This window comes from Paenibacillus sp. RU5M (assembly GCF_900221055.1).
Lineage (GTDB): Bacteria > Bacillota > Bacilli > Paenibacillales > Paenibacillaceae > Paenibacillus > Paenibacillus marchantiae.
This window is the reverse complement of the sequence record NZ_OBQM01000002.1, coordinates 1-24638: the sequence shown is the minus strand read 5'-3', so window position 1 is coordinate 24638 and position 24638 is coordinate 1. Positions and strand designations below refer to the sequence as shown.

General features: G+C 43.7%; 26 protein-coding genes and 1 pseudogene. 25 read left to right on the top strand and 2 right to left on the bottom strand.

The window, feature by feature from the left end:
• The first annotated feature begins 2 nt into the window (after window positions 1-2).
• From CRO25_RS05970 to CRO25_RS05890, 17 genes and pseudogenes are all read left to right on the top strand, one after another.
• Window positions 3-467 (top strand): helix-turn-helix transcriptional regulator, encoded by a 465-nt coding sequence (locus CRO25_RS05970; RefSeq protein ID WP_257018535.1) that lies wholly within the window; start codon window positions 3-5, stop codon window positions 465-467.
• A gap of 164 nt (window positions 468-631) precedes the next feature.
• The gene (locus tag CRO25_RS33240; protein ID WP_079694325.1) at window positions 632-832 is read left to right on the top strand and encodes a hypothetical protein; all 201 of its coding nucleotides are present in this window, start codon (window positions 632-634) and stop codon (window positions 830-832) included.
• 316 nt (window positions 833-1148) lie between these two features.
• Window positions 1149-1253 (top strand): annotated as a pseudogene (locus CRO25_RS33810) (carbohydrate ABC transporter permease); the annotation flags it as partial.
• 16 nt (window positions 1254-1269) lie between these two features.
• Complete coding sequence (locus tag CRO25_RS05955; RefSeq protein ID WP_306291798.1) at window positions 1270-3024, top strand: glycoside hydrolase family 2 protein; 1755 nt, start codon at window positions 1270-1272, stop codon at window positions 3022-3024.
• Between the two features lie 56 nt (window positions 3025-3080).
• On the top strand, window positions 3081-4481 hold the full coding sequence (locus CRO25_RS05950) for a family 43 glycosylhydrolase (RefSeq protein ID WP_079694324.1): 1401 nt from the start codon (window positions 3081-3083) through the stop codon (window positions 4479-4481).
• A 160-nt stretch (window positions 4482-4641) separates the two neighbouring features.
• Window positions 4642-5664, top strand: a complete 1023-nt coding sequence (locus CRO25_RS05945) for an ATP-binding cassette domain-containing protein (protein WP_079694897.1) — start codon at window positions 4642-4644, stop codon at window positions 5662-5664.
• Window positions 5661-6476 carry an ABC transporter permease gene (locus CRO25_RS05940; RefSeq protein ID WP_063565177.1) on the top strand — a complete coding sequence of 272 codons (816 nt, stop codon included), beginning with the start codon at window positions 5661-5663 and terminating at the stop codon, window positions 6474-6476. Before CRO25_RS05945 ends, CRO25_RS05940 begins: the two co-directional genes overlap by 4 nt.
• Before the next feature lie 132 nt (window positions 6477-6608).
• Complete coding sequence (locus CRO25_RS05935; RefSeq protein WP_090806109.1) at window positions 6609-7283, top strand: response regulator transcription factor; 675 nt, start codon at window positions 6609-6611, stop codon at window positions 7281-7283.
• Window positions 7280-8353, top strand: a complete 1074-nt coding sequence (locus tag CRO25_RS05930) for a cell wall metabolism sensor histidine kinase WalK (protein ID WP_079694323.1) — start codon at window positions 7280-7282, stop codon at window positions 8351-8353. Before CRO25_RS05935 ends, CRO25_RS05930 begins: the two co-directional genes overlap by 4 nt.
• 271 nt (window positions 8354-8624) lie before the next feature.
• Window positions 8625-9239 carry a hypothetical protein gene (locus CRO25_RS05925; RefSeq protein ID WP_079694322.1) on the top strand — a complete coding sequence of 205 codons (615 nt, stop codon included), beginning with the start codon at window positions 8625-8627 and terminating at the stop codon, window positions 9237-9239.
• 82 nt (window positions 9240-9321) lie between these two features.
• The gene (locus tag CRO25_RS05920) at window positions 9322-9996 is read left to right on the top strand and encodes a response regulator transcription factor (RefSeq protein WP_063565174.1); all 675 of its coding nucleotides are present in this window, start codon (window positions 9322-9324) and stop codon (window positions 9994-9996) included.
• On the top strand, window positions 9993-11360 hold the full coding sequence (locus CRO25_RS05915) for a HAMP domain-containing sensor histidine kinase (RefSeq protein WP_079694321.1): 1368 nt from the start codon (window positions 9993-9995) through the stop codon (window positions 11358-11360). The genes CRO25_RS05920 and CRO25_RS05915 overlap by 4 nt, the downstream gene beginning before the upstream one ends.
• Before the next feature lie 237 nt (window positions 11361-11597).
• Window positions 11598-11822, top strand: a complete 225-nt coding sequence (locus CRO25_RS05910) for a hypothetical protein (protein WP_306291797.1) — start codon at window positions 11598-11600, stop codon at window positions 11820-11822.
• 130 nt (window positions 11823-11952) lie between these two features.
• Window positions 11953-12933: an alpha/beta fold hydrolase gene (locus CRO25_RS05905; protein ID WP_063565171.1), complete on the top strand. Its 981-nt coding sequence runs from the start codon at window positions 11953-11955 to the stop codon at window positions 12931-12933.
• Window positions 12934-13063: 130 nt separating this feature from the next.
• Complete coding sequence (locus tag CRO25_RS05900) at window positions 13064-14518, top strand: alpha/beta fold hydrolase (RefSeq protein ID WP_079694320.1); 1455 nt, start codon at window positions 13064-13066, stop codon at window positions 14516-14518.
• A 23-nt stretch (window positions 14519-14541) separates the two neighbouring features.
• A complete protein-coding gene (locus CRO25_RS05895; protein ID WP_079694319.1) occupies window positions 14542-16632 on the top strand; it encodes a serine hydrolase in 2091 nt (696 codons plus the stop codon).
• 221 nt (window positions 16633-16853) lie between these two features.
• The gene (locus CRO25_RS05890) at window positions 16854-18965 is read left to right on the top strand and encodes a serine hydrolase (protein WP_079694318.1); all 2112 of its coding nucleotides are present in this window, start codon (window positions 16854-16856) and stop codon (window positions 18963-18965) included.
• A 20-nt stretch (window positions 18966-18985) separates the two neighbouring features.
• Here the strand turns inward: CRO25_RS05890 and CRO25_RS05885 are convergent, their stop codons facing one another.
• On the bottom strand, window positions 18986-20209 hold the full coding sequence (locus CRO25_RS05885; protein ID WP_079694317.1) for a site-specific integrase: 1224 nt from the start codon (window positions 20207-20209) through the stop codon (window positions 18986-18988).
• Window positions 20210-20225: 16 nt separating this feature from the next.
• Window positions 20226-20891, bottom strand: a complete 666-nt coding sequence (locus CRO25_RS05880; RefSeq protein WP_256863588.1) for a LexA family transcriptional regulator — start codon at window positions 20889-20891, stop codon at window positions 20226-20228.
• Window positions 20892-21074: 183 nt separating this feature from the next.
• Between CRO25_RS05880 and CRO25_RS05875 the strand changes: the two genes are divergently transcribed.
• From CRO25_RS05875 to CRO25_RS05840, 8 genes are all read left to right on the top strand, one after another.
• On the top strand, window positions 21075-21320 hold the full coding sequence (locus CRO25_RS05875) for a helix-turn-helix domain-containing protein (protein ID WP_257018534.1): 246 nt from the start codon (window positions 21075-21077) through the stop codon (window positions 21318-21320).
• 14 nt (window positions 21321-21334) lie between these two features.
• Window positions 21335-21556 carry a helix-turn-helix domain-containing protein gene (locus CRO25_RS05870; protein WP_079694315.1) on the top strand — a complete coding sequence of 74 codons (222 nt, stop codon included), beginning with the start codon at window positions 21335-21337 and terminating at the stop codon, window positions 21554-21556.
• Window positions 21531-22265, top strand: coding sequence for an ORF6C domain-containing protein (locus tag CRO25_RS05865; RefSeq protein WP_256863586.1), 735 nt, complete (start codon window positions 21531-21533; stop codon window positions 22263-22265). Before CRO25_RS05870 ends, CRO25_RS05865 begins: the two co-directional genes overlap by 26 nt.
• A gap of 14 nt (window positions 22266-22279) precedes the next feature.
• Complete coding sequence (locus CRO25_RS05860) at window positions 22280-22627, top strand: hypothetical protein (RefSeq protein ID WP_079694313.1); 348 nt, start codon at window positions 22280-22282, stop codon at window positions 22625-22627.
• Entirely contained in the window at window positions 22624-22779 is a 156-nt protein-coding gene (locus CRO25_RS33235; RefSeq protein WP_179132097.1) for a hypothetical protein, read from the top strand. The genes CRO25_RS05860 and CRO25_RS33235 overlap by 4 nt, the downstream gene beginning before the upstream one ends.
• Window positions 22776-23198: a hypothetical protein gene (locus CRO25_RS05855; RefSeq protein ID WP_079694312.1), complete on the top strand. Its 423-nt coding sequence runs from the start codon at window positions 22776-22778 to the stop codon at window positions 23196-23198. Before CRO25_RS33235 ends, CRO25_RS05855 begins: the two co-directional genes overlap by 4 nt.
• A 382-nt stretch (window positions 23199-23580) precedes the next feature.
• Window positions 23581-24474 carry a DnaD domain-containing protein gene (locus CRO25_RS05845; RefSeq protein ID WP_079694310.1) on the top strand — a complete coding sequence of 298 codons (894 nt, stop codon included), beginning with the start codon at window positions 23581-23583 and terminating at the stop codon, window positions 24472-24474.
• Window positions 24471-24638: Holliday junction resolvase RecU (locus CRO25_RS05840; protein WP_179132096.1), on the top strand; the 168-nt coding region annotated here is incomplete at its 3' end. The genes CRO25_RS05845 and CRO25_RS05840, both read left to right, overlap by 4 nt.

Below are 24638 nucleotides of genomic sequence, written 5' to 3'. Positions count from 1 at the left end.
TCGTGAGTATCGAGCGTTTTAAACCGAACTTGTTTCATCTGGGGCAGGGTGAAGGTTTATTCAAATCCCATTCACATGCTGCACTGCTACTGTTTCAGCGGAATTGCTCAGTCGAAGCTCCTCATGCTGTCAACGATCCAACGGTTCAATGCATCGTTCAGGAAGTCCTGAAAGAGATCCATTCGTCTTACTACACGCCGATTACGGTTAGTGAATTGGCCTCTCGACATTTCCTGTCAGAAAGCAATCTGCGAAAGAAATTCACGGAATCGGTGGGGGTTTCTCCAAAGCAATACATTATCAATCTTCGTCTAATGGAAGCCAAACGGATGTTACAACAAACCAACAAGGCAGTCGAAATGATATCTTCGGAAGTAGGGTTTACTTCGTCCAGCCGATTTTATGATTATTTTGTCAGATCTGTCGGGGTTACCCCACTGGAATGGCGGATGCAAAGCATTCAGTAAAGCTTCAACAGGAAAAAACCGTCTCCAGGACGGTTTTTTTCGACCGACGAAATCGCTTGAAGGTTGTCTTTTTTTACAACTTAATAAAAGCGTTTTCGCAATTGTCTGCAAACAAATTCTTCTAGATAATAGAAAATAGCACGATATGAAGGGAGAGAAAAGAGATGACAACCAGTACATATTGTAATCCGGTGGCATTGCAATCCGCAGACCCTTGGGTCTACAGGCACTCCGATGGTTATTATTATTTTATGCGTTTACGGGCAACGCGCATTCAAAAATTTGAATGGAACAGGGATGGAACTCCTGATTTTGGTGTGCCTTTCAGCGATAATCATGCGCTCCAAGTTCCATCGGAAGCGTAAAACAGAAGACTTGAGAATAGGGGCTGGGTATGCGTATAGTTACAACTATTTTGTAATTAATGGCGGAGTAGATAAATGATTTGGTGAAAACGAATGCTCTTATTAGACGAAGAAAGTAATAATTATTTTGGCTTGAACTGGATTTTTCCGCATTGGAACAGTATTTTAATGGTGTTATTCGGTGGAAAATTAACTTTCCAATGCTGTTTGAAGGAAATCTAAGCAATAATACCAGACAAATTTTATTACAAGAAAATAAATTGAAAACGTTGACATCTAATTATTGTGTAATTATACTTTGATTCAAATACAGAACAAATATTGCCCCATTGTTGTGTCCACCGTTCCAATACTGATGGTATACCCTTTCCTGCAAAAGTACTTTGTAAAAGGAGTATATAACGGTTCAATCAAAGGCTAATAGGAGTGATTTTCGTATGAATAAAGACAAGATGACATTAACACCACGTCCGGAATACCCTCGCCCTCAGTGGGTGCGTAACCATTGGATCAATCTGAACGGAACTTGGCAGTTCGAAATGGATCATGGCAAAAGTGGAAAAGAACGAGGTTATGAACAGTCCGAACATCATCTCTCTGGGACAATCACTGTTCCGTTCTGTCCAGAGAGTAAACTGTCCGGGGTGGCCTATACCGATTTTATGACAGCAGTATGGTACAAACGGGAATTCTCTATCCCGGATGCCTGGATGAATGGGCGCATTTTGCTTCATTTTGGCGCTGTTGATTACGAAGCCGAGATCTGGGTCAATGGAAAAGTGGTTGGCAAACATCGGGGAGGCTATTCGCCATTTCATTTTGATATCACATCCCATGTTTCGTCGGGAACGAATGTAGTCACGGTCTATGCGGAAGACGATGTGCGTTCTGGACTTCAGCCGCGAGGAAAACAGAGCGAACGATTCCACTCACATGGCTGCGATTACACGCGGACTACTGGCATTTGGCAAACGGTGTGGCTGGAGCAAGTGCCAGAGATGTATCTCTCCGACATGAAAGTCGCAGCTGATCCGGATAATGCATGTGTGCACCTTGAAGTGAAAATATGCGGTAACGCTGCTGGAGGAGAGCTGGCTGCAACTGCCCACTTTGACGGCAAGAATGTTGGATCGGCAATGGCGGTTGTTCATGGACCTGCTGTGAAGCTTACCGTCCCATTATCCGAAATCCATTTATGGGAGCTGGGGAATGCCAAATTGTATGATCTGGAGTTGAAGCTGCATGGGCAGGATCAGACCATCGATACGGTAGACTCGTATTTCGGACTGCGGACGGTAAGGCTGGATGGCATGGCATTTCGTATCAATGAGAAGTCCGTTTTTCAGCGGCTTGTACTAGATCAGGGCTTTTACCCGGATGGCATCTACACGGCACCTAGCGACGAAGATCTGCGCAAGGACATCGAGATCTCCATGGAGCTTGGCTTTAATGGAGCGAGATTGCACGAAAAGATGTTTGAGCCACGTTTCCTATATTGGGCTGACCAGCTTGGTTACCTGGTATGGGGAGAACATGCCAACTGGGGACAGGATATTACAACGACCGAAAGCCTTGCCCGGTTCCTACCGGAATGGATGGAAGGTATGGAACGTGACTTAAATCATCCCTCGCTTATCGGCTGGTGTCCGTTCAACGAAACGTGGGATCGCGATGGAACCCGGCAGGATAACGACGTGCTGCGCATTGTCTATGAGATGACTAAACGTATGGACCCGACACGTCCTGTCATTGATACCAGCGGTAACTTTCATGTGGTGACGGACATCTTCGATTTGCATGACTATGATCAGAACCCGGATACGTTCCGGGCCAGATATGAACCGATGAAAAGCGGTGGGGAAGTATTTAATACCTTTCCAGAGCGGCAGACGTATGAAGGGCAGCCATATTTTATCAGTGAGTATGGCGGTATCTGGTGGAATCCGGATCAGCAAGATGAGAAAGCTTGGGGTTACGGGGACAGACCACAATCCGAAGAAGCTTTCATTGCACGTTATGAGGGACTAACCAATGTCCTGCTGGACCATCCGAAGATGTTCGGGTTTTGTTATACCCAGCTATATGATGTGGAACAGGAAGTGAATGGACTGTACACGTATGACCGCCGTCCCAAATTCGACCCGGAAACGATTCGTCGCATTAATTCCCGCAAGGCTGCCATCGAAGATTGAACGTTGCAGGTCAGGTACGCGCATGATTCATAATCCTATAGGGAGCGTGACTGTAGATGAAAATAATGAATTACAGGAACAAATTGTTGCTGGCCTTATGTGTATTTCTTATTTTCCCGATGGGACAGACGACGCATGCAGCGACCGTTCAGAATAATTTCTATAATGTCGTAATGCAGGATGGAGCTGATCCATGGGTCTACAAACACACTGACGGATTCTATTATTTCACCAAAACAACAGGTGGTAACGTTACCATCTGGAAGTCAGCTCAATTAACAATCATTGATGCGGCTCCAACCACTGTGGTGAATACCGGCTGCTGTGGCATCTGGGCTCCAGAGCTTCATTACATCAACGGTGCATGGTACATCTATTATGCGAAGGATGATGGAGACAACGTCAATCACCGCATGTATGTCATGGAAAACACGTCAGCTGACCCGACACAGGGAACCTGGCAATACAAAGGGCAGATTACGGATCCCACCAACAAGTGGGCTATCGACGGGACGGTATTACAGGTAAACGGACAGCTCTACTTCATCTGGTCGGGCTGGGAAGCAGATACGAATGTAAGGCAGAATCTGTACATTGCCCATATGAGTAATCCCTGGACGATCGATTCAAATCGCGTGGAAATTGCGCGACCAACCTACGCCTGGGAAACCAATCATTCCCCGAATGTAAATGAGGGACCGCAGGTGATCGTTCGAAACGGAGTTATCAGTCTAGTCTACTCGGCAAGTGGTAGTTGGACCAACGACTATTGTCTGGGGCTTATTACCGCTAACGCCTCAAGCAACTTGCTGAATCCGGCATCCTGGAGCAAGCACAGTCAGCCTATCTTCAAATCGGGGAACGGCTTGTATGGTCCGGGTCATCATTCTTTTACGAAATCGCCTGACGGGACTGAGGACTGGATCATGTACCACACAGCGAAATTCAATAATTCCGGATGGAATCGTGAGATCCGCTTACAGAAGTTCACCTGGAATGCCGACAATACCCCGAATTTGGGTACACCGGTGAATCCCAACGTACCTATTGCTCTACCTTCGGGAGAAAAGTCAATCGTTCGATATGAAGGAGAAGAGGGAACCTTTGGTGGGATCGCTTATGCTTCCCAGAGTCCTTCTGGTTCAGGTGGCATGAAAGCTGGTCATATCGATACGGTGGATAGCTATGTAGAATTTAACGTCAATGCAGCAACTGCGGGCACATATATTCTCCTGGCGAGGACAGCGAATGGCACAGCAGGCAGCAACTGGTCCAACCTGCTGCTGAGTGTGAATGGAGGCACAGCCAGTCCTTTCTACATTACGAACAAGGGATGGGAGAACTGGGGACTGTCCACAGCGAGAGTTCAGCTAAAGGCTGGTGTGAACAAAATTCGTTTCTCCAAAGGTGAAGGATATGGAGAACTGGACTTCTTTGATATCAAACCTGCAAATTAGAGTGTTATAATCCCATCCGAACCCTGCCGGTGTCCATTTGGACCTTGGCGGGGTTTTGTGATTTGAAATTGAAAACTTTCCGATTCCATTCATATTCAGTTCATAAAAGTACGATATTCTTCCCCTATAAACGATATGGGAGGAACCACAATTGACAAACATACAGCAAAGAACAACAGGTAATGAACTTGGAGATTGGGCCATTGAGGCAGAGGGGCTTGTGAAAATTTTTGGAGATAAACGTGCAGTGGATGGTGTGAATCTGAAGGTGAAGGCAGGTACGATCTATGGCGTACTGGGCCCGAATGGAGCAGGGAAAACAACAACCATTCGGATGCTGGGCACGCTGCTTCGGCCCGATGGAGGATCAGCCAAAATATTTGGACATGATGTGGTGAAGGAGTCACATATCGTACGCCAGCTAATTGGACTTACAGGACAATACGCATCGGTTGACGAGTCACTGAGTGCCAACGAAAATTTGATGATATTTTCACGGCTGCTGGGTTTAGGCCGCGCAGAATCGAAACGCAAGACCGCTGAGCTGCTTGAAGAGTTCGGCTTGACGGAGGCGGCGAAACGTCCAATCAAAGGGTTCTCCGGAGGCATGCGCCGCCGTCTCGATCTCGCAGCAAGCCTTATTGCTCAGCCGCCGCTGATCTTTTTGGACGAACCGACAACTGGACTTGACCCACGGACACGTGCACAGATGTGGAATACGATTCGCCAGTTGGTCAAGACCGGTTCAACGGTGCTTCTTACAACACAATATCTTGATGAAGCGGATCAACTGGCCGACCGTGTTGCCGTAATTGATCAGGGCCATGTTGTGGCCGAAGGTACGGTGGATGATTTGAAAGCCTCCGTTGGCACTGCATCACTTCAACTGCGCATCCAGGAACCGACACGGATTGAACACGCCCGTCAGATTGTAGAGCAGATCCTTCGAACAGAATCCAGCGTATCAGCGGAAGCGGGGAAGATTACTGCACCGATGGCAAATGCGAATATTGCAGCAGATCTACTGATTGCCTTTCGTTCCGCAGGCATTGATCTGGCAGAGATGAGTGTCCAGAAACCTACACTTGATGAAGTATTTCTCACCATTACGGGCCAAGATGCGAGTGGCAATGCGTCTCATACGTCTCAAGAATCAAAAGCAGTGGAGGAGTTGCAAGTATGAACAGTACAATAGCGAAACAAAATCCAAGCCGTAAGCTGAGAAAATACACAAGCTTTGGGCAAACTGTCCGGAATTCCTTAACGATGGCTTATCGCGGGATATTGAAGGTTAGACGAACACCAGAGCAATTATTCGATGTTACCCTACAGCCGATCATTTTCACATTGATGTTTACGTACATTTTTGGTGGTGCGATCTCGGGAAATATTCAAGCTTATTTGTTGGTCATTATTCCGGGTATACTTGTGCAGACGGTAATTACAAGCTCCGTCGTTACTGGTGTGCAATTGCGTGAGGATATGGATAAAGGGGTATTCGACCGATTCAAATCATTGCCTATAGCACGTATTGCGCCACTGGCCGGAGCATTGCTGGCAGACACGATACGCTATACCATTGCAACGTTCCTTACCTTTACGATTGGATATTTATTGGGATATAGCCCTGCAGGTGGATTGGGTCATGTTGCCTTGGCAGGATTGCTAGTTATTATTTGCGCTTGGGCCATCAGTTGGATTTTTGCTTTTCTTGGTGTTATTGCACGTACAGCGTCCAGTGTACAAGGGATTTCCATGCTCGTATTGTTTCCGCTCACCTTTGCTTCAAACGCTTTCGTTCCGGTAGATACGATGCCGAATTGGCTTCAGTGGGTAGTTAATGTCAATCCGATATCCCATTTGGTTTCAGCTGTACGCGAATTGGCGAATCAAGGGACAATGGGCACAGATCTGGTGACCAGCCTTGCCGGAGCAGCGGTTATTGTAGCCATTTTTGCACCATTGACAGTGCGAGCATATATGCGCAGAACGTAATTGGAAATCATCAAATATTGTTAAACAAGTGTAGCGTGTCAGGAAAGAGATGTTATGCCTTCATGGTATAAGGTCTTTTTCTTGACAGAATGTGGAGTATAAGGCAAGGTTGAAAAAATGGAGGTGGTCACTTTGACAAGCGTATTGGTCGTTGATGACGACCCGCATATCCGAGAGCTGGTAGGACATTTTTTACAGCAGGAGGGTTTGCACGTAATCGAGGCTGTTGACGGTTTGGATGCACTGCGATTACTCGCTGACCATAAGGTAGATCTGGTCGTTCTCGATATTATGATGCCAGGCATGGACGGATGGGAACTATGCCGCCAGTTGCGGCAGCAGACGGATCTGCCGCTCCTGATGTTAACGGCCAAAGGGGAAACCTCGCAGATCATCAAAGGATTTACCCTGGGGACGGATGATTATCTGGTGAAGCCTTTTGATCCGCTGGTGCTGGTTGCTCGGGTGAAGGCTTTATTGAAACGATATCGGATTATGACTTCACAAGTGATCCTGCTTGGTGAACTGGTCCTGCGGGGTGATACGTTTGAGTGCAAGAAAGGTGATCAGGATATTGTGTTGCCACGCAAGGAATTTGAACTGCTATTCACCCTTGCGAGTTACCCTGGCAAAACCTTTACCCGTGATCAGTTAATCGAAAAGATCTGGGGGTATGATTACGAAGGGGACGAGAGAACGATTGATGTGCATATCAAGCGACTTCGTGAACGGTTTCCGGAGGAAGAGCATGCTTTCGTCATTCGTACTATGCGGGGTTTGGGCTATCGCCTAGAGGTAAGGCAATGAAGCAGGAGGGTGGATTTCTTCATGTTTCCAGAAACGTCATTCTGGTATCTCTGGCCCTGTTTGCCTGCTGGACAGCAGCTTTCTACCTTACGAGATATGTGTATTCCTTTGTCCCATGGGAACCGCATGAATTGCTTGCTTTTCTGATTAATGCCATGCTGGGGTTCATTTTTTTTGGATTATGCATTACAATGATCGGTCCGCTGGTTAAAGGCAGGCAATATGAATTTTTTAATGAGATGATTCAGGCTTTGAAAAGCATTTCCCGGGGGGATTTTCGTGTGAATCTGGATGCGGAATTTGCCAATAGAAACGGGAGACAGAGAAATCCCCATCCGTTTGTGCAGTTGGTTGAAAGCATCAATGACATGGCGGCAAATCTCAAAGCGATGGAAGATTTGCGTCAGGAATTCATCTCCAATGTATCACATGAGATCGGATCGCCGCTCACGTCAATCAGCGGTTTCGCCAGGGCGCTGAAAAATAAAGATATGGATCAGGAAAAACGGGAAAAGTATCTGACGATCATTGAGACGGAATGTGTTCGTTTGTCCAGACTGAGTGATAATTTAATGAAGCTCGCCGTTCTGGATTCATCCGAGCATGCATCACATAAAACATCTTACCGCTTGGATCGGCAGCTGGTGACTCTGATTCTGGCCTGCGAACCCCAATGGGATGACAAAAAAATTGATATGAACGTAGAGCTGGAAGAAGTTGAAATCTTTGCTGATGAGGACTTGATGATTCAGTTGTGGATTAACCTTATTCATAATGCAATCAAGTTCACGCCAGAAGGCGGAAAAATTGATGTTTTCCTTACACAAAGTGATGGCAAGGTCAGTGTACGTATTTCTGACAGTGGACCCGGCATCACCAAGCAGGATCAGCTTCGCATATTCGAACGGTTTTACAAAGCGGATCAATCCCGCACACGTGCCTTGGGTGGCAGTGGACTGGGCCTCTCCATCGTGCATAAAATTGTGGAGATGCATGAGGGTACTGTCTCCGTGTTCAGTGAACCAGGAGCAGGTGCGACATTTATTGTACAGCTACCTGTCCATTTATAATAATAAAAAGGGCAATCGATGGATGTTGTCCGTCAATTACCCTTTTTATTTCAATTAATTCGGCTGTTATTGTACAAAATAAGGTATATAAGCGATAATTTGCAGGGTGCTAATACATAAATGCCGTAAGGAGTGAGCAATTCTGCTGATATCTCCCACTCAACAACAGCGTCTGATTGACGTGATGAAATCATTCCCGATACAACCCAAGTACTCCAAAGCACAGCTGCTGATTAATGAGCTGAAATTAAGCTCTTCAGGAGAGGTGGAGATGTTCTATTCCCCACATAATGAATATATCAATGCAGCCGCAAAAGTCATGCTTGTGGGCATCACACCAGGTTGGCAGCAAATGGAGATTGCTTATAGAACGGCTATCCAAGCTTTGAAAGCACACAAATCATATGAGCAAGCCTGTAAAGAAGCCAAAATAGCGGCAAGAATGGCCGGCTCTATGCGTACCAATTTGATTTTAATGCTCCAGGAAATAGGCTTGCATGAATATATAAGAGTGCCCCATGTACAAAGGTTATTTGAAGCAAACTGTACATTGTTACATACAACTTCTCTGATTCGATATCCAGTCTTGGTGAATAAGCAAAATTACAATGGACATCAGCCTTCCATTCCTCAAAGTGAATTTTTGTATCAAGCTGTACTTGAGTCATTTCTGCCTGAATTGGAACAGTTAAAGCATCCTCTTATTATTCCATTAGGAAAGTCGGTGGAGGCTGTACTACATCAATTGCTTGATGAACATCGGGTAGATGAAGAGAAGATTTTATGGGGATTTCCTCATCCATCTGGTGCCAATGGCTCTCGTGTGAAACAGTTTCTTCATACGAAGTCGGGGATGCAGAACATTCTGAGGGAATGGCGAGATTAAACTTCTTACTTGCTTTTTACAAATTCAATAATAGTATAATGATTACGACTACATGACATGGAAACAGGAAAAGAGGAAACAAATGCCTACAATACTGGTTGCTGACGATGATCCGAATATTCGTGAACTCGTCTGTTTATTTTTGAGAAATGACGGATTTGAAACGGCTGAAGCTGCGGATGGCAAGGAGGCACTGACCGTTTACGGCTCAACACATGTCGATCTTGTTGTGCTTGATATCATGATGCCTGTCATGGATGGCTGGACGTTATGTAAGGAGCTGCGAAGAGCCAATCCTGATCTTCCGCTGCTCATGCTGACGGCGAGAGGTGAGACCTGGGAAAAGGTGAAAGGATTCGAACTGGGGACCGATGATTATCTAACGAAACCGTTTGATCCGTTGGAGCTCACGGCTCGCGTCCGAGCATTACTCAAACGATACAAAATCGGCTCCACACAGACGATCCATTTCGGCAACGTCATCCTGGATCGACAAACCTACAAGGTGACGAGCGGAACAGAGTCGCTTACATTGCCGCTGAAGGAGTTCGAATTGCTCTATAAACTCGCTGGAACACCCGGACAAGTCTATACACGTGAGCAATTGATCGATCAAATCTGGGGTATTGATTACGCCGGTGATGATCGAACGATAGACGTACATATTAAACGCCTGCGTGAACGGTTCGCATCAACACCCGATTTTCGGATCGAAACGGTGCGAGGCCTGGGGTACCGGCTTGAGGTTTACGAATGATTAGATCGTTATATATTCGTGTGGTCCTGACATTTCTGGTCTCCGTCATCGCCGGCACGGTCATTTCTTTTTTCATGTCCACGATGATATTCGAAGATCAATTGAATGAAAATGCTCAAATTAACATACGTAACTTCGGCCAAGATGTCGTGCAGATTTACAAGACCCTTCCATTAAGTGAAGCAGAATCGTTTGTTAGTGAAATGAAGCTACTGAATTCATATCATATTCGAATTTACGATGCAACGGGTCAGTTCCAGTCGTATGGAAAGCTTAACGGACATAAATCGGCCGCGGTGACGAAAGAGCAACTAAAGAAAGTGTTAGATGGAGGCGTAGTCCAGGACAATCCGAACGGTATTGCTACAGTTCTTTTAGGGTTGCCGGTGAAAACGGAAGTGGGAACGAAAGCAATGTTTTTGGAGACGCTCGCTCCACCTTCTTCCTCGTTTGTCGTCAAATGGGCTTCGATCTTTGCAACCTGTTCATTGGTTGCAGGAAGTATTATCATTCTGATTGCTTCCATATTCTTGGTTAGACCGATTAAAAAACTGACAAAAGCAACGAAGCGGATCGCTGCTGGAGATTTCAACGTCAAGCTGAATATCAAGCAAACCGGAGAACTGGGCACACTGGCGCGCAGCTTCGAAGAAATGATGCATGATTTGCAGCAGTTGGAACAGATGCGCAGGGAATTTGTAACGAATGTGTCGCACGAGGTTCAATCTCCGCTGACTTCGATATCCGGTTATGCTCAAGCACTGAAACAAGTAAACCTCTCAGAGCAAGAACGAAGCCGATATCTTGAGATTATTATCGCCGAGGCGAAGCGGATGTCCAAAATGAGTGATAATCTGCTCAAGTTGAGTATGCTTGAATCACAGTCACAGCAACCGCGACTTAGCACACTCAGCCTGGATGAACAGATCAGGCGGGTTATTGTAACTCTCCAGCCACAATGGTCTGCTCGCAACATTCACTTTGAGCTTGATCTCCAAGGCGTTAAAGTCTTGGCTGATCACGATCAGTTGAACCAGGTATGGACGAATATTCTCAGCAACGGTATCAAATTTTCCAAGGATGGCGGCGTAATTCACGTTAGCACCAAGCAGGATATCAAGAACGTGACTATTCGAATCTCCGACACAGGTATCGGTATCCCTCTTGAAGACCAGAAGCGTATATTCGAACGATTTTTCAAGTCGGATCGTTCTCACAGTCGCAAGTATGACGGCAGTGGTATGGGGCTTGCTATTGTTAAACAGATTGTGTCGCTTCATCAAGGGGATATTCGAGTAGAAAGTGAACCTGGTCAGGGAACAACCTTTATTGTCACGTTGCCAATCACTCCACCCCTAGAATAGTTAGGCTTACAGGGATAAGGGGTGGATATGTAGAATATTCACCCGATTGTCTAAACCATATGTTCAGGCCACGTTTCACATGCAAGCTTCTTTGCATGTGAAACGTGGCCTTTTTTTGTTAGTTCATACTTCGTTCATATTGTCGTCATGATGAGGACATCTTGGTTGGTTAGGCTTGATTTAACGGCTTGTTACGGCCATTAAACAGATGAGAACAGGAGCAGATGAGTGTGACACATGAAACAGAGAAGAAACAGTGGGGCGTTCCCTGTGAATCTCCCTGTTCTTTTCTTTATTCAAAAGAATCATCCGGCAACAGACAGGTGGATCCCTGAGCACGAGAAGTTAATAAAGGATTCTGTACATGGTGAAGTGGTACTGCTAGAGGCAAATCATTATTTGTATCGTTCCCATGCCAAAGAAATTGCTGAAAAATTCAGAGCATTTATGACGTCCCAGTAAATATTAATTTATTTAGTTGTTCATATTCAGTTCATATTGACGTCACGAGGAGTACATTTTCATTGGTTAAGATTACATCAGTAGCACAGAAGAAAGCCGAACAAACAGTTCAAGACAGGAGAAGATGAGAGTGACACAACCAGAGGAAAAGAAAGCGAAGAATGGCTCGAGGGCCAAAAAGGTAAGAAACAATATACTTAAAGTACTAGGAGCAATCGTAATCGTCATTGTTCTGTTTCTAGGTATTGTTTATATCACGAATGTGATCAGTACCAATTCAGAGGCGAAAAAGATAGAGACTTACGGCCAGCACGTATCTGTAGACGGGAAAAATATGAATGTGTTAATTCAAGGCGAAGGCAAGGAAACGATCGTGCTTCTGCCAGGTTATGGAACAGCTGCGCCAGCGCTTGATTTTAAGCTGCTCATCGATGAGCTATCTCCATATTACAAAGTTGTGGCGGTTGAACCTTTCGGTTATGGATTAAGTGATGGAACTGAAAAAGAACGAACCGCAGAAAATATCGTAACTGAAGTTCATGAAGCTTTACAACAGCTTAACATTAACCAGTATATCCTCATGGGCCACTCCATTGCAGGCATTTACGGCATTGAGTATGTGAACAAATATCCAAACGAGGTGACTGCATTTGTCGGAATCGACAGCAGTGTTTCAACACAACCGGGTATGGATGCCAAATTACCTACAAAAATGTTCGGATTCCTTAAAAAATCAGGTCTCCAAAGATTAGTAGTCAAATTTGGTGGTGACCCTTATGCTGGACTCGCATTTGATGAGCACACCGTAGAGCAGATGAAAATGCTGTCGAATAAAAACTCGAATAGTTCCACGATGTTAAATGAGATGGACCATATTGCTTCCAATTTTAAAGATGCTCAAGGTTTAACCTTCCCCAAAGACCTTCCACTTCTTCTCTTTATTCAAGCGAATAATGAAGGTGTAAAAGGTTGGATACCTTTGCATGAAGGTCAGATCAAAGATTCGGTACACGGAAAAGTAATCACAATGGATGGCGAACATTATTTACACCATACGTTATTTAAAGAAATAGCTGAGGACTTTAGAGCATTCATGAACGAAGCAAAGTAAATATCCTGTATAAGTCTACTCGAGATTTTACAGATGTGTATAAATGAATATGAAAAAACCGTCCTGTGGGGCGGTTTTTCCATAGTATATCCAATTCGGCCGATGTCCGTGATGAAAGAGAGGAATTCAAATGAGATTATTTGAAATACTTTTAGTTTTATCCTGTTTCGCTTTACTCGTAGATCTATTGTTTATTAAAAGAAGTGCAAAGAAAATAGGATTGGGTTTGGGTATAGGAAGTAGCGTTATATTATTAGTCCAATTGTTTGTTGAGGGATACAGATGGCAGCTGCTTTTGGTATATATCATGACGGCTCTGTTCATACTCATCGTTTTATTCAGACATTCCGAAAAGATGGTGAATCTAAAAATAGGGAAGTTCTTGAAATATAGTTTATCTTCCCTAATCGTCATTCTGCTGGTTGTTTCTACTGCCTTGTCTGTATACCTACCTGTTTTTAATTTGCCGAAGCCGGATGGTCCAGAGAAAGTGGGTACTCAAACATTTCATTTTACAGACCAGAATAGAGCTGAAGTCTTAACTGAAGATCAAAGCGACAAGAGGGAGTTAATGGTCCAATTCTGGTATCCTACTGAGAACATGAATAACAACAAGCGTGACACGCTGTTTCCAAATGATAAAGAAATGTTCAAAACGTATATTAAGAGCTTCTCTGCTTCTTTAAAACTGCCCGAATTTTTGCTCGACTACTTGAAGTATAGTCAAACCAACTCTTATGAAAATGTAGAAATATTACCTTCCACAAGTCCTTATCCCGTGGTACTGCTATCTCATGGTATGGGAACCAGTAGAGTTCTACAAGCATCACAGGCCGAGAATCTGGCCAGTCATGGTTTTATCGTGGTCACAATCGATCATACGTACAGCACCTTTGCTACCCTTTTTCCGGATGGCCGTGTAACGGGCTATACAACAAAAATGACAACCATAGATGACCGCAGTGAAGTTGGGGATATATGGACAAAAGACGTTGAGTTTGTTATCGATCAAATCGAAAAGCTAAATTCAGGTGTAATTGAAAGTCAATTTAAAGGGAAGATCGATTTAAATAACATAGGCGCGATGGGACATTCTTTTGGGGGAGCAACGGCGTTTAATGCAACGTATTTAGATCAACGAATCAAGGCCGGGGTTAATATGGATGGGTCACTGAATGAAGTAGAAGATAGAGATGATATAAACAAGCCGTTTATGTTTATCAGATCGGGAAATTTTGAAGACTGGTTAGCCAATTTTGAAAGTGATAGAAATTCGGATGACGAAGTAACTAAGTTTCTTTCAGATGAGCTGCACATTATGAAAACGGTTATCAATCAGGGGGGGAATGTGATTTATATAGAAGGAACCCAGCACTTCAATTTCACGGATCTTCAATTCTATTCGGAGCTGATTAAACTGTCCGGAATTACAGGAGACATCAATGGTAAAAGAGGGTCAAACATCGTAAATCAATATGTACTTGATTTCTTTAATAAGCAATTGAAAGGATCGGGCGGAACTCTAATTCAGGGGCCGAGCGACTTGTATCCAGAGGTGAAATTTATAGATCCGAAAGAACTCTAATTTAAACTCAGGAGATGATGTGAATGGGACGACAAACGGGAAAACGAACTTCAATCACCGCCTTAACTCTGGTGTTAATGATGTTAGCTCCAATGTCAGTCATGGCCGCACCAGCTACGAGTAACAACAGCGATCTGACGTATGAACCAACCAGGAAAATAGTAGCGGAGAAAGCGAAGATCCTTACTGAGACGTACGGTACGACCAGTGTGCAATATGCATTAATCGATGCTGGAGAGATTGTGGTGTCCGGTCAAACGGGCAAAAACGATATCAATAACAAGGTGCCTCTTACTTCGAACACGATCTATGGCATTGGTTCAACCAGTAAAATGGTGCTTACAGCGGCTGTAATGAAGCTGGTTGACGAAGGTAAGATTGATTTGGATAAGCCTGTTGTGGACTATATCCCTGACTTTAAAATGAAAGATAAGCGCTACAAACAAATCACACCACGCATGCTGTTGAATCATTCCTCCGGTCTGCTGGGCAGCTCCGGCAGCAATGCCACACTGTACGGGGATAATGACACGTATTCACATGACACTTTTCTGGATCAATTGGCGATACAGACTCTAAAAGCCGATCCAGGAGAGTACTCCGTATATTGTAACGATGGTTTTACATTAGCGGAAATTCTAGTCGAAAGAGTTAGTGGCATGGGCTTTACTGCTTTTATACACAAGTATATTACAGAGCCTCTGGACATGAATCATACCAAAACACCACAGGATGTGGTTGGGCCAGCAGAAATGGCGGGAATCTATTCTCCTTTATATGAAGGCCAGCTTCCACAAGAGAATTATAATATCATCGCTACTGGAGGTATTTATTCTACCGCTGAAGATCTTGTGAAATTTTCACAAATCTTCACGGGAGAGGTCGAAGGTATTCTTTCCAGTAAGTCGGTAGAAGCCATGGCGCAAGAAGAATACAAAAGAGGCATGTGGCCAGAGGACAGCGATTCATCTATTTCGTACGGGTTAGGTTGGGATAGTGTGAACTTGTACCCATTCAGTGAATACGGCATCAAGGCCGTTACGAAAGGTGGAGATACCATATCGTATCACTCATCATTAATCGTACTGCCGGAATACAATTTAGCTGCAGCCGTTACCTCATCAGGTGGGACAAGTGCAAAAGATCAGTTTATTGCGAGTGAATTATTACTCAGCGCACTTGAGGACAAGGGTATTATTACAGAACGGAAGCCAGAAAAATCATTTGGGGTGCCAGTAAAGGCAGATATACCTAAAGAAATATCCACGTATGCAGGTATGTATGGCGCCAATAATTCGGTTAAGAAGATCGAAATGAATCATGCTGGACAAATGACTGTATCCACACTCGCAGCTCCGAGTGATTCGGCTCAAAAATACACATATACAGCTGATGGTACTTTTGTTAACGATAAAGGCACAGAAAAGTTGAAATTCGTTACGGAGAAGAATGGAAGTACTTATCTGTGGTCTCGATCTTATATTTCCTTGCCAGGACTTGGGCAGTTGGCTTTCTCAGAATATACAGCGGAGAAGCTGGAAGCCAATGAATTATCCCAGGATGTTACCGCCTCGTGGGAAAAGCGTGAAGGTAAAAGATATTACGTGGTGAATCAGAAATATACATCAACGGTTTATCTCCATTCGTCACCAATCATTCCTATTCATTCGAATAAAGAGACACCAGGGTATATGTCTAATAATAAGATTATTGGAGCAAACGAAGCAGTCACTGAGCTGCAAATCCCTGGCATGGCTGGACGTGATACAAAGGAAATTTATTTCTCCAAAAAGAACGGAGTGGAGTACATTACAGCTGTAGGTAGCGTATTCGCCAGTGAGGAAATTGTACAACCACTCTATTCCGGTAAACAATCCGCTACAACCATTCAAGCAGATGGATATGCAAAATGGTTTTCGGTACCAGCATCTGTGAAAGGAAAAGTTATGACGGTTAAGATGCCTGCAAATGGAGCCTTTGCCGTATATGACCAGACGGGTATTTGTATTAATCACACCGAGGTCAGCGGTAAGAATGAGGTTGTCTTACCCAAAAACGGCCGTATTGTATTTGCAGGTGAGGTCGGTTCCACATTTGAAATTTCATTGAAATAGACAAAGTCTTTATCCCCTTTAAGTGTCTACTTAAAGGGGATATTTTTATGACGTAAAAAGGAAGGATCAAGGATCGTGAATCATCATGTACTCAAATTATTTTGCCTATTCATACTCGGTTCATATAGACGTCACGAAGAGTACATTTCTATTGGTTAAGCTTATTTTAGTACCAAAGCTATGATACTTTAATAAAGAGATACTGACAGGAGAAGATGCAAATGATACAACAAGAGAAAATGAAAGTGCTCAAGAGAACAGTCAAAAAACGAACTTCAATTGCAGCTTTAACGCTAGCGTTAACCATGTTAGCCCCATTATCTGCAATGGCCACACCGGCTGCCATGAACAACAGCAACCTTACGTATGAGGCAACGAAGAAAACCGTGATGGAAAAAGCCAAATTACTGACTGAGACGTATGGTACGACGAGTCTGCAATATGCGCTCATCGATGATGGAGAGATTGTGGTCTCCGGTCAAACGGGCAAGAACGATATAAACGACAAGGTACCTCTTACTTCGAACACGATCTATGGCATTGGTTCAACCAGTAAAATGATGCTTACCGCCGCTGTAATGAAGCTGGTTGACGAAGGCAAGATCGATTTGGATGTGCCTGTTATGAACTATATGCCTGACTTTAAAATGAAAGATAACCGATACAAACAGATCACACCCCGTATGCTGTTGAATCATTCAGCCGGTCTTCTGGGCACCTCAACCAGCAATGCCACATTGTACGGAGATAATGACACGTATTCACATGATACGTTTTTGAAGCAATTGGCGAATCAAAACCTGAAAGCAGATCCCGGCGCATACTCAGTCTACAGCAACGATGGCTTTACGTTAGCCGAGATTCTGGTCGAAAGAGTTAGCGGCATCGGTTATACCGCATTTATACACAAGTATTTCACAGAGCCTTTGGACATGAACCATACCAAGACACCACAGGATGTAGTTAATCCGGCAGAAATGGCGGGAATCTATTCCCCTTTTTATGAGGGACAACTTCCAAAAGAGAATTATAATATCATCGGTACTGGAGGTCTGTATTCCACCGCTGAAGATTTGGTCAAATTTTCTAGAATCTTCACGGGAGAAGTCAATGGAATTCTTTCCAGCAAGTCTGTAGAAGAAATGGGGCAAGAAGAATATAAAAAAGGAATGTGGCCAGAGGATAGCGATACGCTGATGTCTTACGGGTTAGGGTGGGATAGTGTGAACTTGTTCCCATTCAATGAATACGGCATTAAGGCCGTTATGAAAGGAGGGGATACGTTATCTTATCAGTCTTCATTAACGGTACTCCCAGAACACAACATGGCTGCAGCCGTTATCTCTTCAGGCGGGGCGAGCTTGACCAATCAATTCATTGCGAATGAATTATTACTCAGCGCACTTGAGGAAAAGGGCGTTATTACAGAACGGAAGCCGGAAAAATCATTTGGCGTACCCGTGAAGGCCGATATGCCTAAGGGAATATCCAAGTTTGCAGGTATATATGGTGGCAATAATTCAGTTACGAAGATCAACATCAATAAGACTGGACAAATGACTGTATCTTCACTTACAGCTCCGAGTAATCCGGTTCAAGAATACACATATACAGCAGATGGTACTTTTGTTAACAACGAAGGTACAGACAAGTTGAAATTCGTTGTGGAGAAAAATGGGAAAACCTACTTGTGGTCACGATCTTATATATCTGTTCCAGGACTCGGACAGCTGGCTTTCTCAGAATATAATGCGGAGAAGCTTGAAGCCAATAAATTATCCAAAGAGATTAACGCCGCATGGGCAAAGCGCGATGGTAAAAAATATTATCTAGTGAATGAGAAATACACATCAATGGTCTATCTGAATGCTTCATCGATCCTGCCTATTCATTTGAGTAAAGAGAACCCAGGGTATATGTCTAATCATAAGATTATTGGAGCAAACGAAGCAGCCAATCTATTGCAAATTCCTGGTACAGCCGGACGTGATACGATGGACATTCATTTCTCTAAAAAGAACGAAGGAGAGTATCTTACAGCCTTAGGGTATGTATACGCCAGTGAGGAACTGGTGAAACCAATCTATTCGGGTAAACAATCCGCAACAACCATTCAAGCAGATGGATATGCCAAATGGTTTTCGGTACCAGCGACTGCGAAAGGAAAAGTCATGACAGTCAAGTTGCCTTCAAATGGAGCCTTTGCTGTATATGACCAGACTGGAATTTGTATTAATCACACCGTGGTCAGCGGTAAGAATAAAGTTGTCTTACCAGAGAGTGTTGAATGTGCTGTTTTAATGGGGTTTTCAGGACGTGTTTATCGTCTGTGACCACATACTGACCACTCAGTTCAAAATTCATCCATAAGTTCATCAAACTTTCTGGCAGCTTCCCGTTTTGTAGATTTGGTGATATGCATATAAATCATTCGAGTGATTTTATCATCCTGGTGACCTAATCTTTCCATGATAGCTTCAAGACTAACGCCCGCTTCAGCCAAAAGTGAAACGTGTGTGTGTCTAAATGTGTGTGGGGTGAGTTTCGTTTGCAAACCACTAAGTTTTGAAAATCGAGGCATCTTTTCTTCTAAAGTTTTTTGCATTTCGGGGTATCCCGGATGTTTTAAACGATTTACAAAAATAAAATCATGCTCCACGTATTCTTTCATTCTGAGCATTTTGAATTCTTTTTGGTCGTTACGAATTTCCTTGAGCACCTTAAGTACATTCTGAGTGACGGTGATTACTCGTTGCGATCCTTTTGTTTTTGGTGTTTGTAACTTGAACTTTCTAGTATTATTTTTTACACTATACAATGTTTTGGTTATGCTAATCAAACCTTCGTCAAAATCAACATCAGACCATTTTAAAACACAAAGTTCTCCGATCCTCATTCCGGTGTAGGCTAACAAAAAAAGTTGAGCATACTCTTGGCATGTTATCTTCGGCTTTAATGTTTTAAGATAGGCTCTAAGTTGTTCTTTCTCAAGAAAAGCAGGCAATTTATCTCCGTTTTCCAGTTCCTCAACTGTTTCTCGTTTTACAGGCACGATCGAATATTGTGTAGGATTGTTTTTAATTATCCCTAATTCAACGGCTTTATTGAATATTAATTTTCCGGTACCTTGCGAGGAATTTATTGTTTCTCTTGAATAACCGCGATCGTGTAAATCAAAAAGCATGTCTTGATAATTCTTTCTTGTGATATCACGTAAAGGTATATAAGCGAAGTAACTCATCAATCTGTTGATACACATCTTTCGGACATCAATGGTGCTGTCTTTTACTTTTCCCGCTGTTGAATACATCTTTAGCCATTCAGAAGAAAATTCTTTGAAGTTAATATTCTTTTCGTGTACATAGACTCCTTGTGAATGTTCATATTCTAAAACTCTCGCTGCATTCTCCGCCTCTTTCTTTGTAGAAAATCCACTTACAGTCTTTTGCTTTCTTTTGCCAGTAGCTGGGTCGATACCCACATCCACAGTAAATGAGTACTTAGCTCCACACTTGCATTTCGATTTAACTGTAGGCTTGGGATTGCACTTGCAACCCCTAAGTCTTATGTATGCCATTTTCACACCTCCAAAATCAATCTTGATTGTAAATATTGAAATGACCCATATAGACTCCACAGATTTTAATTTCGTTCGGTAGTGCAACTATAGGTTCGAATTGTTCATTTTCGGGAATCAAAGATATAAACGGATCTCCTTCTGACCATTTCATTCTTTTCAATACGCCCTCATCTGAATTATTCAAAAGAGCGGCAACTATTTGCCCATTATTTTCAGCCCAATGAGCTTTCTTCATATACACAATATCTCCATCATTGATTCCTGCGCCGATCATAGATTTGCCCTTAACTCTTAAAGCGAAATCGGGTTGTCTTTTATTAGGAAAAGGATAGTAGATGTATTCCTCAATGTTGTTATCCGCGAGCAATCCATCACCTGCACATATCGTTCCAACCAACGGTATTTTGCTTGCCGATTCAATCGGAACATCTATTGACTCGCCATAGCTAGGATCAATTTTATGCTTTGGTACACCAAGAGCTAAGGCAAGTTTTTGAACATTACCTGGCAAAGCAAGAGACCGAGCGTTAACATAGTCAGAAAGTGTACTTGTGGGTATGCCGGTTATTTCACTTAGCTTTCTTTGAGAAAGTTTGTTCTCTTTAATTAGTCTTTTTAAATTATCTGCTATAGCAGATCTTATTTTCAATTCAAACTCCGTGTGTTTTCCGCGCTCCAACTGCTCCACTCCTTAAAAATAATCTTCGTCTACAATATATGCCCAATTATATCCGAACAAAACCGAAAAGAAAAGGAAAAATCCGAAAAAAATCGGTTGACTATCCGAAAAAAATCGGATATTATTTGGAATGTCAACACAGCAACAAGGCAGGGGGTGGTCAATATAGTTGATCAAGAGACCATGACAGAAGTCATGTCGATGTTGACATTGGAAGCTGCCAGGGTCAACTGTGGGTTAAATCTTATTGATGCAGCAAAGCTTCTCGGCATTCATAAGGATACCCTGTGGAGATATGAGCAGGATTCTACAAAAGTATCAAGGGAATTTATGATAAAGGTAAAGGAGGTTTATGGGCAGCCGCAAGGCCGTATTTTTTTCGGTAAAAAATCCGAATTTTTTCGGATAAGAAGTTCGGAATACTCATGAAAGGGTGAAGATATATGAATTCATTAGCAACGCTTCCTAACAGTTTAACAGCCAACGACATCCACGCATTCACTAACATAAAGCTAAGAACTGTGTATGACTTGATGAATACCAATCCCGAGAACGGCGGAATACCCGTTTTTCGGATTGGTAGATCGCTATATGCAGATAAAAATGAATTCGTCACTTGGTGGGAACAAGCAAAAGCACGTGGCAGAAAAAACTATTCAGCATAAGGCGGTGAACAAATTGGACAAACAAATTCAAATATTCAACTTCAACAGTTCAGCAGTACGAGTGATCGAGAAAGATGGACAACCATGGTGGGTTGCAAAAGACGTGTGCGAAGTCCTTGATTTATCCAATCCCACAGTCGTTTTACAGAGACTGGATAACGACGAGGTGGCTAAGTTCAACTTAGGGGGATTACACGGCGAAGCTAACGTAGTGAACGAATTCGGTTTGTATTCTCTTATTCTCGGGAGTCGCAAGCCAGATGCGAAACAATTCAAAAGATGGATCACACATGAAGTCATTCCATCTATCAGGAAATCAGGAAGTTACAACATGCCAGCGCTTAGTTCTGAATTGCAAGCAATCTTCGTTCTCGACCAACGAACGCAAGAGTTTGATCAGCGCCTTCATCGCATCGAGAACAATACAACTATTGACCACAGTCAGTTGTTATCCCTTCAAACAGCAGCACATAAGGTTGTAACCGATCTCCTTGGCGGAAGGGACACGGAAGCTTATAGAAACAAAGGCTTGCGGAGCAAGGTCTACAAGGCTCTATGGAGGGATTACAAAGGCTACTTCAACATTAACTCCTATCACAACACACTCAAAAAGAGCTTTGACAGAGCCTTGGAACACATTGAATCTTGGAAGCTCCCGGGTCAGCTACAACGCGAAATTGAAGAAAGCAATCGCCAGATGGCATTTTAAGGAGAGTGAACAGGATGAACATACACGACATGTTAAAAAAATCGGTCGAGACTGGAGAAATAACTCCAAATGCAGCTCGGAGAATAATGGATCATGAAGCAATCGAACAGGGTGACAAGCTCTATATCAAAGAAAATCAAGATTGGGTATTCCCTGGGGAGGTACCTCTCCAGCAACTTCAACATTACCGCGAAACGCTGATAGACAACTTTATCAACTCTGACGAGGATTACCTCCAAGTGTACGGCATGCAGGCACATGCCATTATGAGCGTAGATTGGCTGAATGAAAACAAATTCCAGTACCTTCAGGTGCTTGATGATGTTTTCACTGAACTGGCAGACAAGGTGGGGCGCTTATGACAGCAGCTCGCTTGCAAGAACGCATTGATATGAAACGTCGATTGGACAAGTTGCTACGGATGCGGCTGGCAGATCCTTCTGCTGCAAGTTGGTTTGATGGACAAATTGAAGAATTAGAGGCGGGATTACGCCAGAAAGAGGGACAAGCATGAATAAAGCAAAGAAAGAACGTCTTCGCCGGGCATTGCGCGCACAGTTGAAACAGACCTATATCAACCTGATGGATACGGAGGATGTCCACAAACAAGCTGACTATCGGTTGAAAAGTCTTCGACTCCAAAAACTTCTAAAAAAGGTTGATAACGCTCGGGACGACCGGGAGTACGTAACTGGCAAACACATTGTAGGGCACTGCTTGAACTGTGAGGTTGCGGTATCGGCTTACAACGAGGATCGAGTGGAGGATAAAGGGTCTATGTTTTGTTCGCAAGGATGCCAAGCGCACTATGAAGAATTGGCTGGACACAAAAAAGCGGCTGCGTCTCGCGAACGCAACCGACTTTCCGAACACTTCTTTAATTCAATTAATGTAATTTTACCAAATACTCAGCGGCAAATCAAGTTGGGCTAAGGGAGGCGCAGTGTAATGACAGATTTCAGGCCATACCCTAAATCACAACAGGTAAAGAGTAAGCGGGTAAAGCCGACACAGCGGCAAAAGGGAGACATAAGCCATCCAGTGGATGTGTTATTGAAAGAGCGTTCACAAGGTTTATGCGAATCCTGCAATGATAAACGGGCAGTGCAACGCGCTCACCTCACCGGGCGCACTCATATTGATCACAAAACTAAAGTATACGATTTGGCCCACCTTTGCCTTGAGTGTCACAAGATGTTTGATGGCACAACTGAAGGGATACGAATGCGACGATTGCTCGCCGCAATAATCAATCACGCTTTGGAACTTCCGGGAATTTCCCGGAACTCCAAGGAAACGGACGGAAGTGTTTTCGATGGCTGAGAAGCGAATGATCTCTAAAGTAATTTCCATAAGCGAAAAAGTGAATGAGTTGCCAGATATTTTCGATATGCTGCTTTTCACATGGATGATCCCACATACAGACGACTTCGGTCGTCTTGCCGGGACACCTGCGAAGGTACTTGCGTTGGTTGTTCCGATGTTGGACAAGACCAAAGCCGATGTCAACGAGTCACTTGAGCATCTACAGGCGGCAGGGTTGATCAAATGGTACGAGAGCGAAGGGCAAAAAGTGGTGCAGATCGAGAATTTCGAGGCCCACCAGTCTGGTTTACACAAGCGAACACGCTCTAAATTCCCTGATCCACCTGACCATTACTCCGCGAGGTTCCCGGAAGTTCCCGGAAGTTCTGAGCAGTTCCGAAATATTCCCCTAGAACTGAAGAGAACTGAAGAGAACAGAACTGAACTGAAGAGAACAGAAGAGAAGAGAAACGAAGAGAACAGAACAGAAAAGATCTTAGATGCTGGTCGTGGTCTTGATGATGTTAATCTTTTTAGATTATTTGAATCTGAGGGGTTTGGAACACTCAGTTCAGTGATATCAGACCAAATAACATGTTTGGAAAGAGATTACGGAAATCGGTGGGTCGCAGAAGCTATGAAAGCCGCTGTTCTCTCAGGCAAACGTACAGTTAGGTATGTTGGCGGTATCTTAAAAAACTGGAAAGCTAACGGGATTGATGAACCTTGGAAACAGGAGAATTCGCCTGCGGCAGGCAGAGGGCGAAACGGAAAACCCAAAATTGATGTGGTCTCAGCAAGTCCTAATCCGGACGAGCCGGAGCTATCGGAAGAAGAGTTTGAAGAAATGATGCGTTTTGCAGCTGAACAGCAAGCCAGTAAAAAACAGGAGGTGCCACAATGACACTCCAAGGAAATAGAGGCATGGGATTTGAAGCAATCATAACTTTTAGTAATGAACGATATGACAAACTAGGGCTGGCCGTGGTAAACAAGCGGCCTACTCCGGTCAAGGTAACAAAGGCAGCTGGGGCGAAGGTACTTGAGGGATTTTATGAAGAGCCTTCG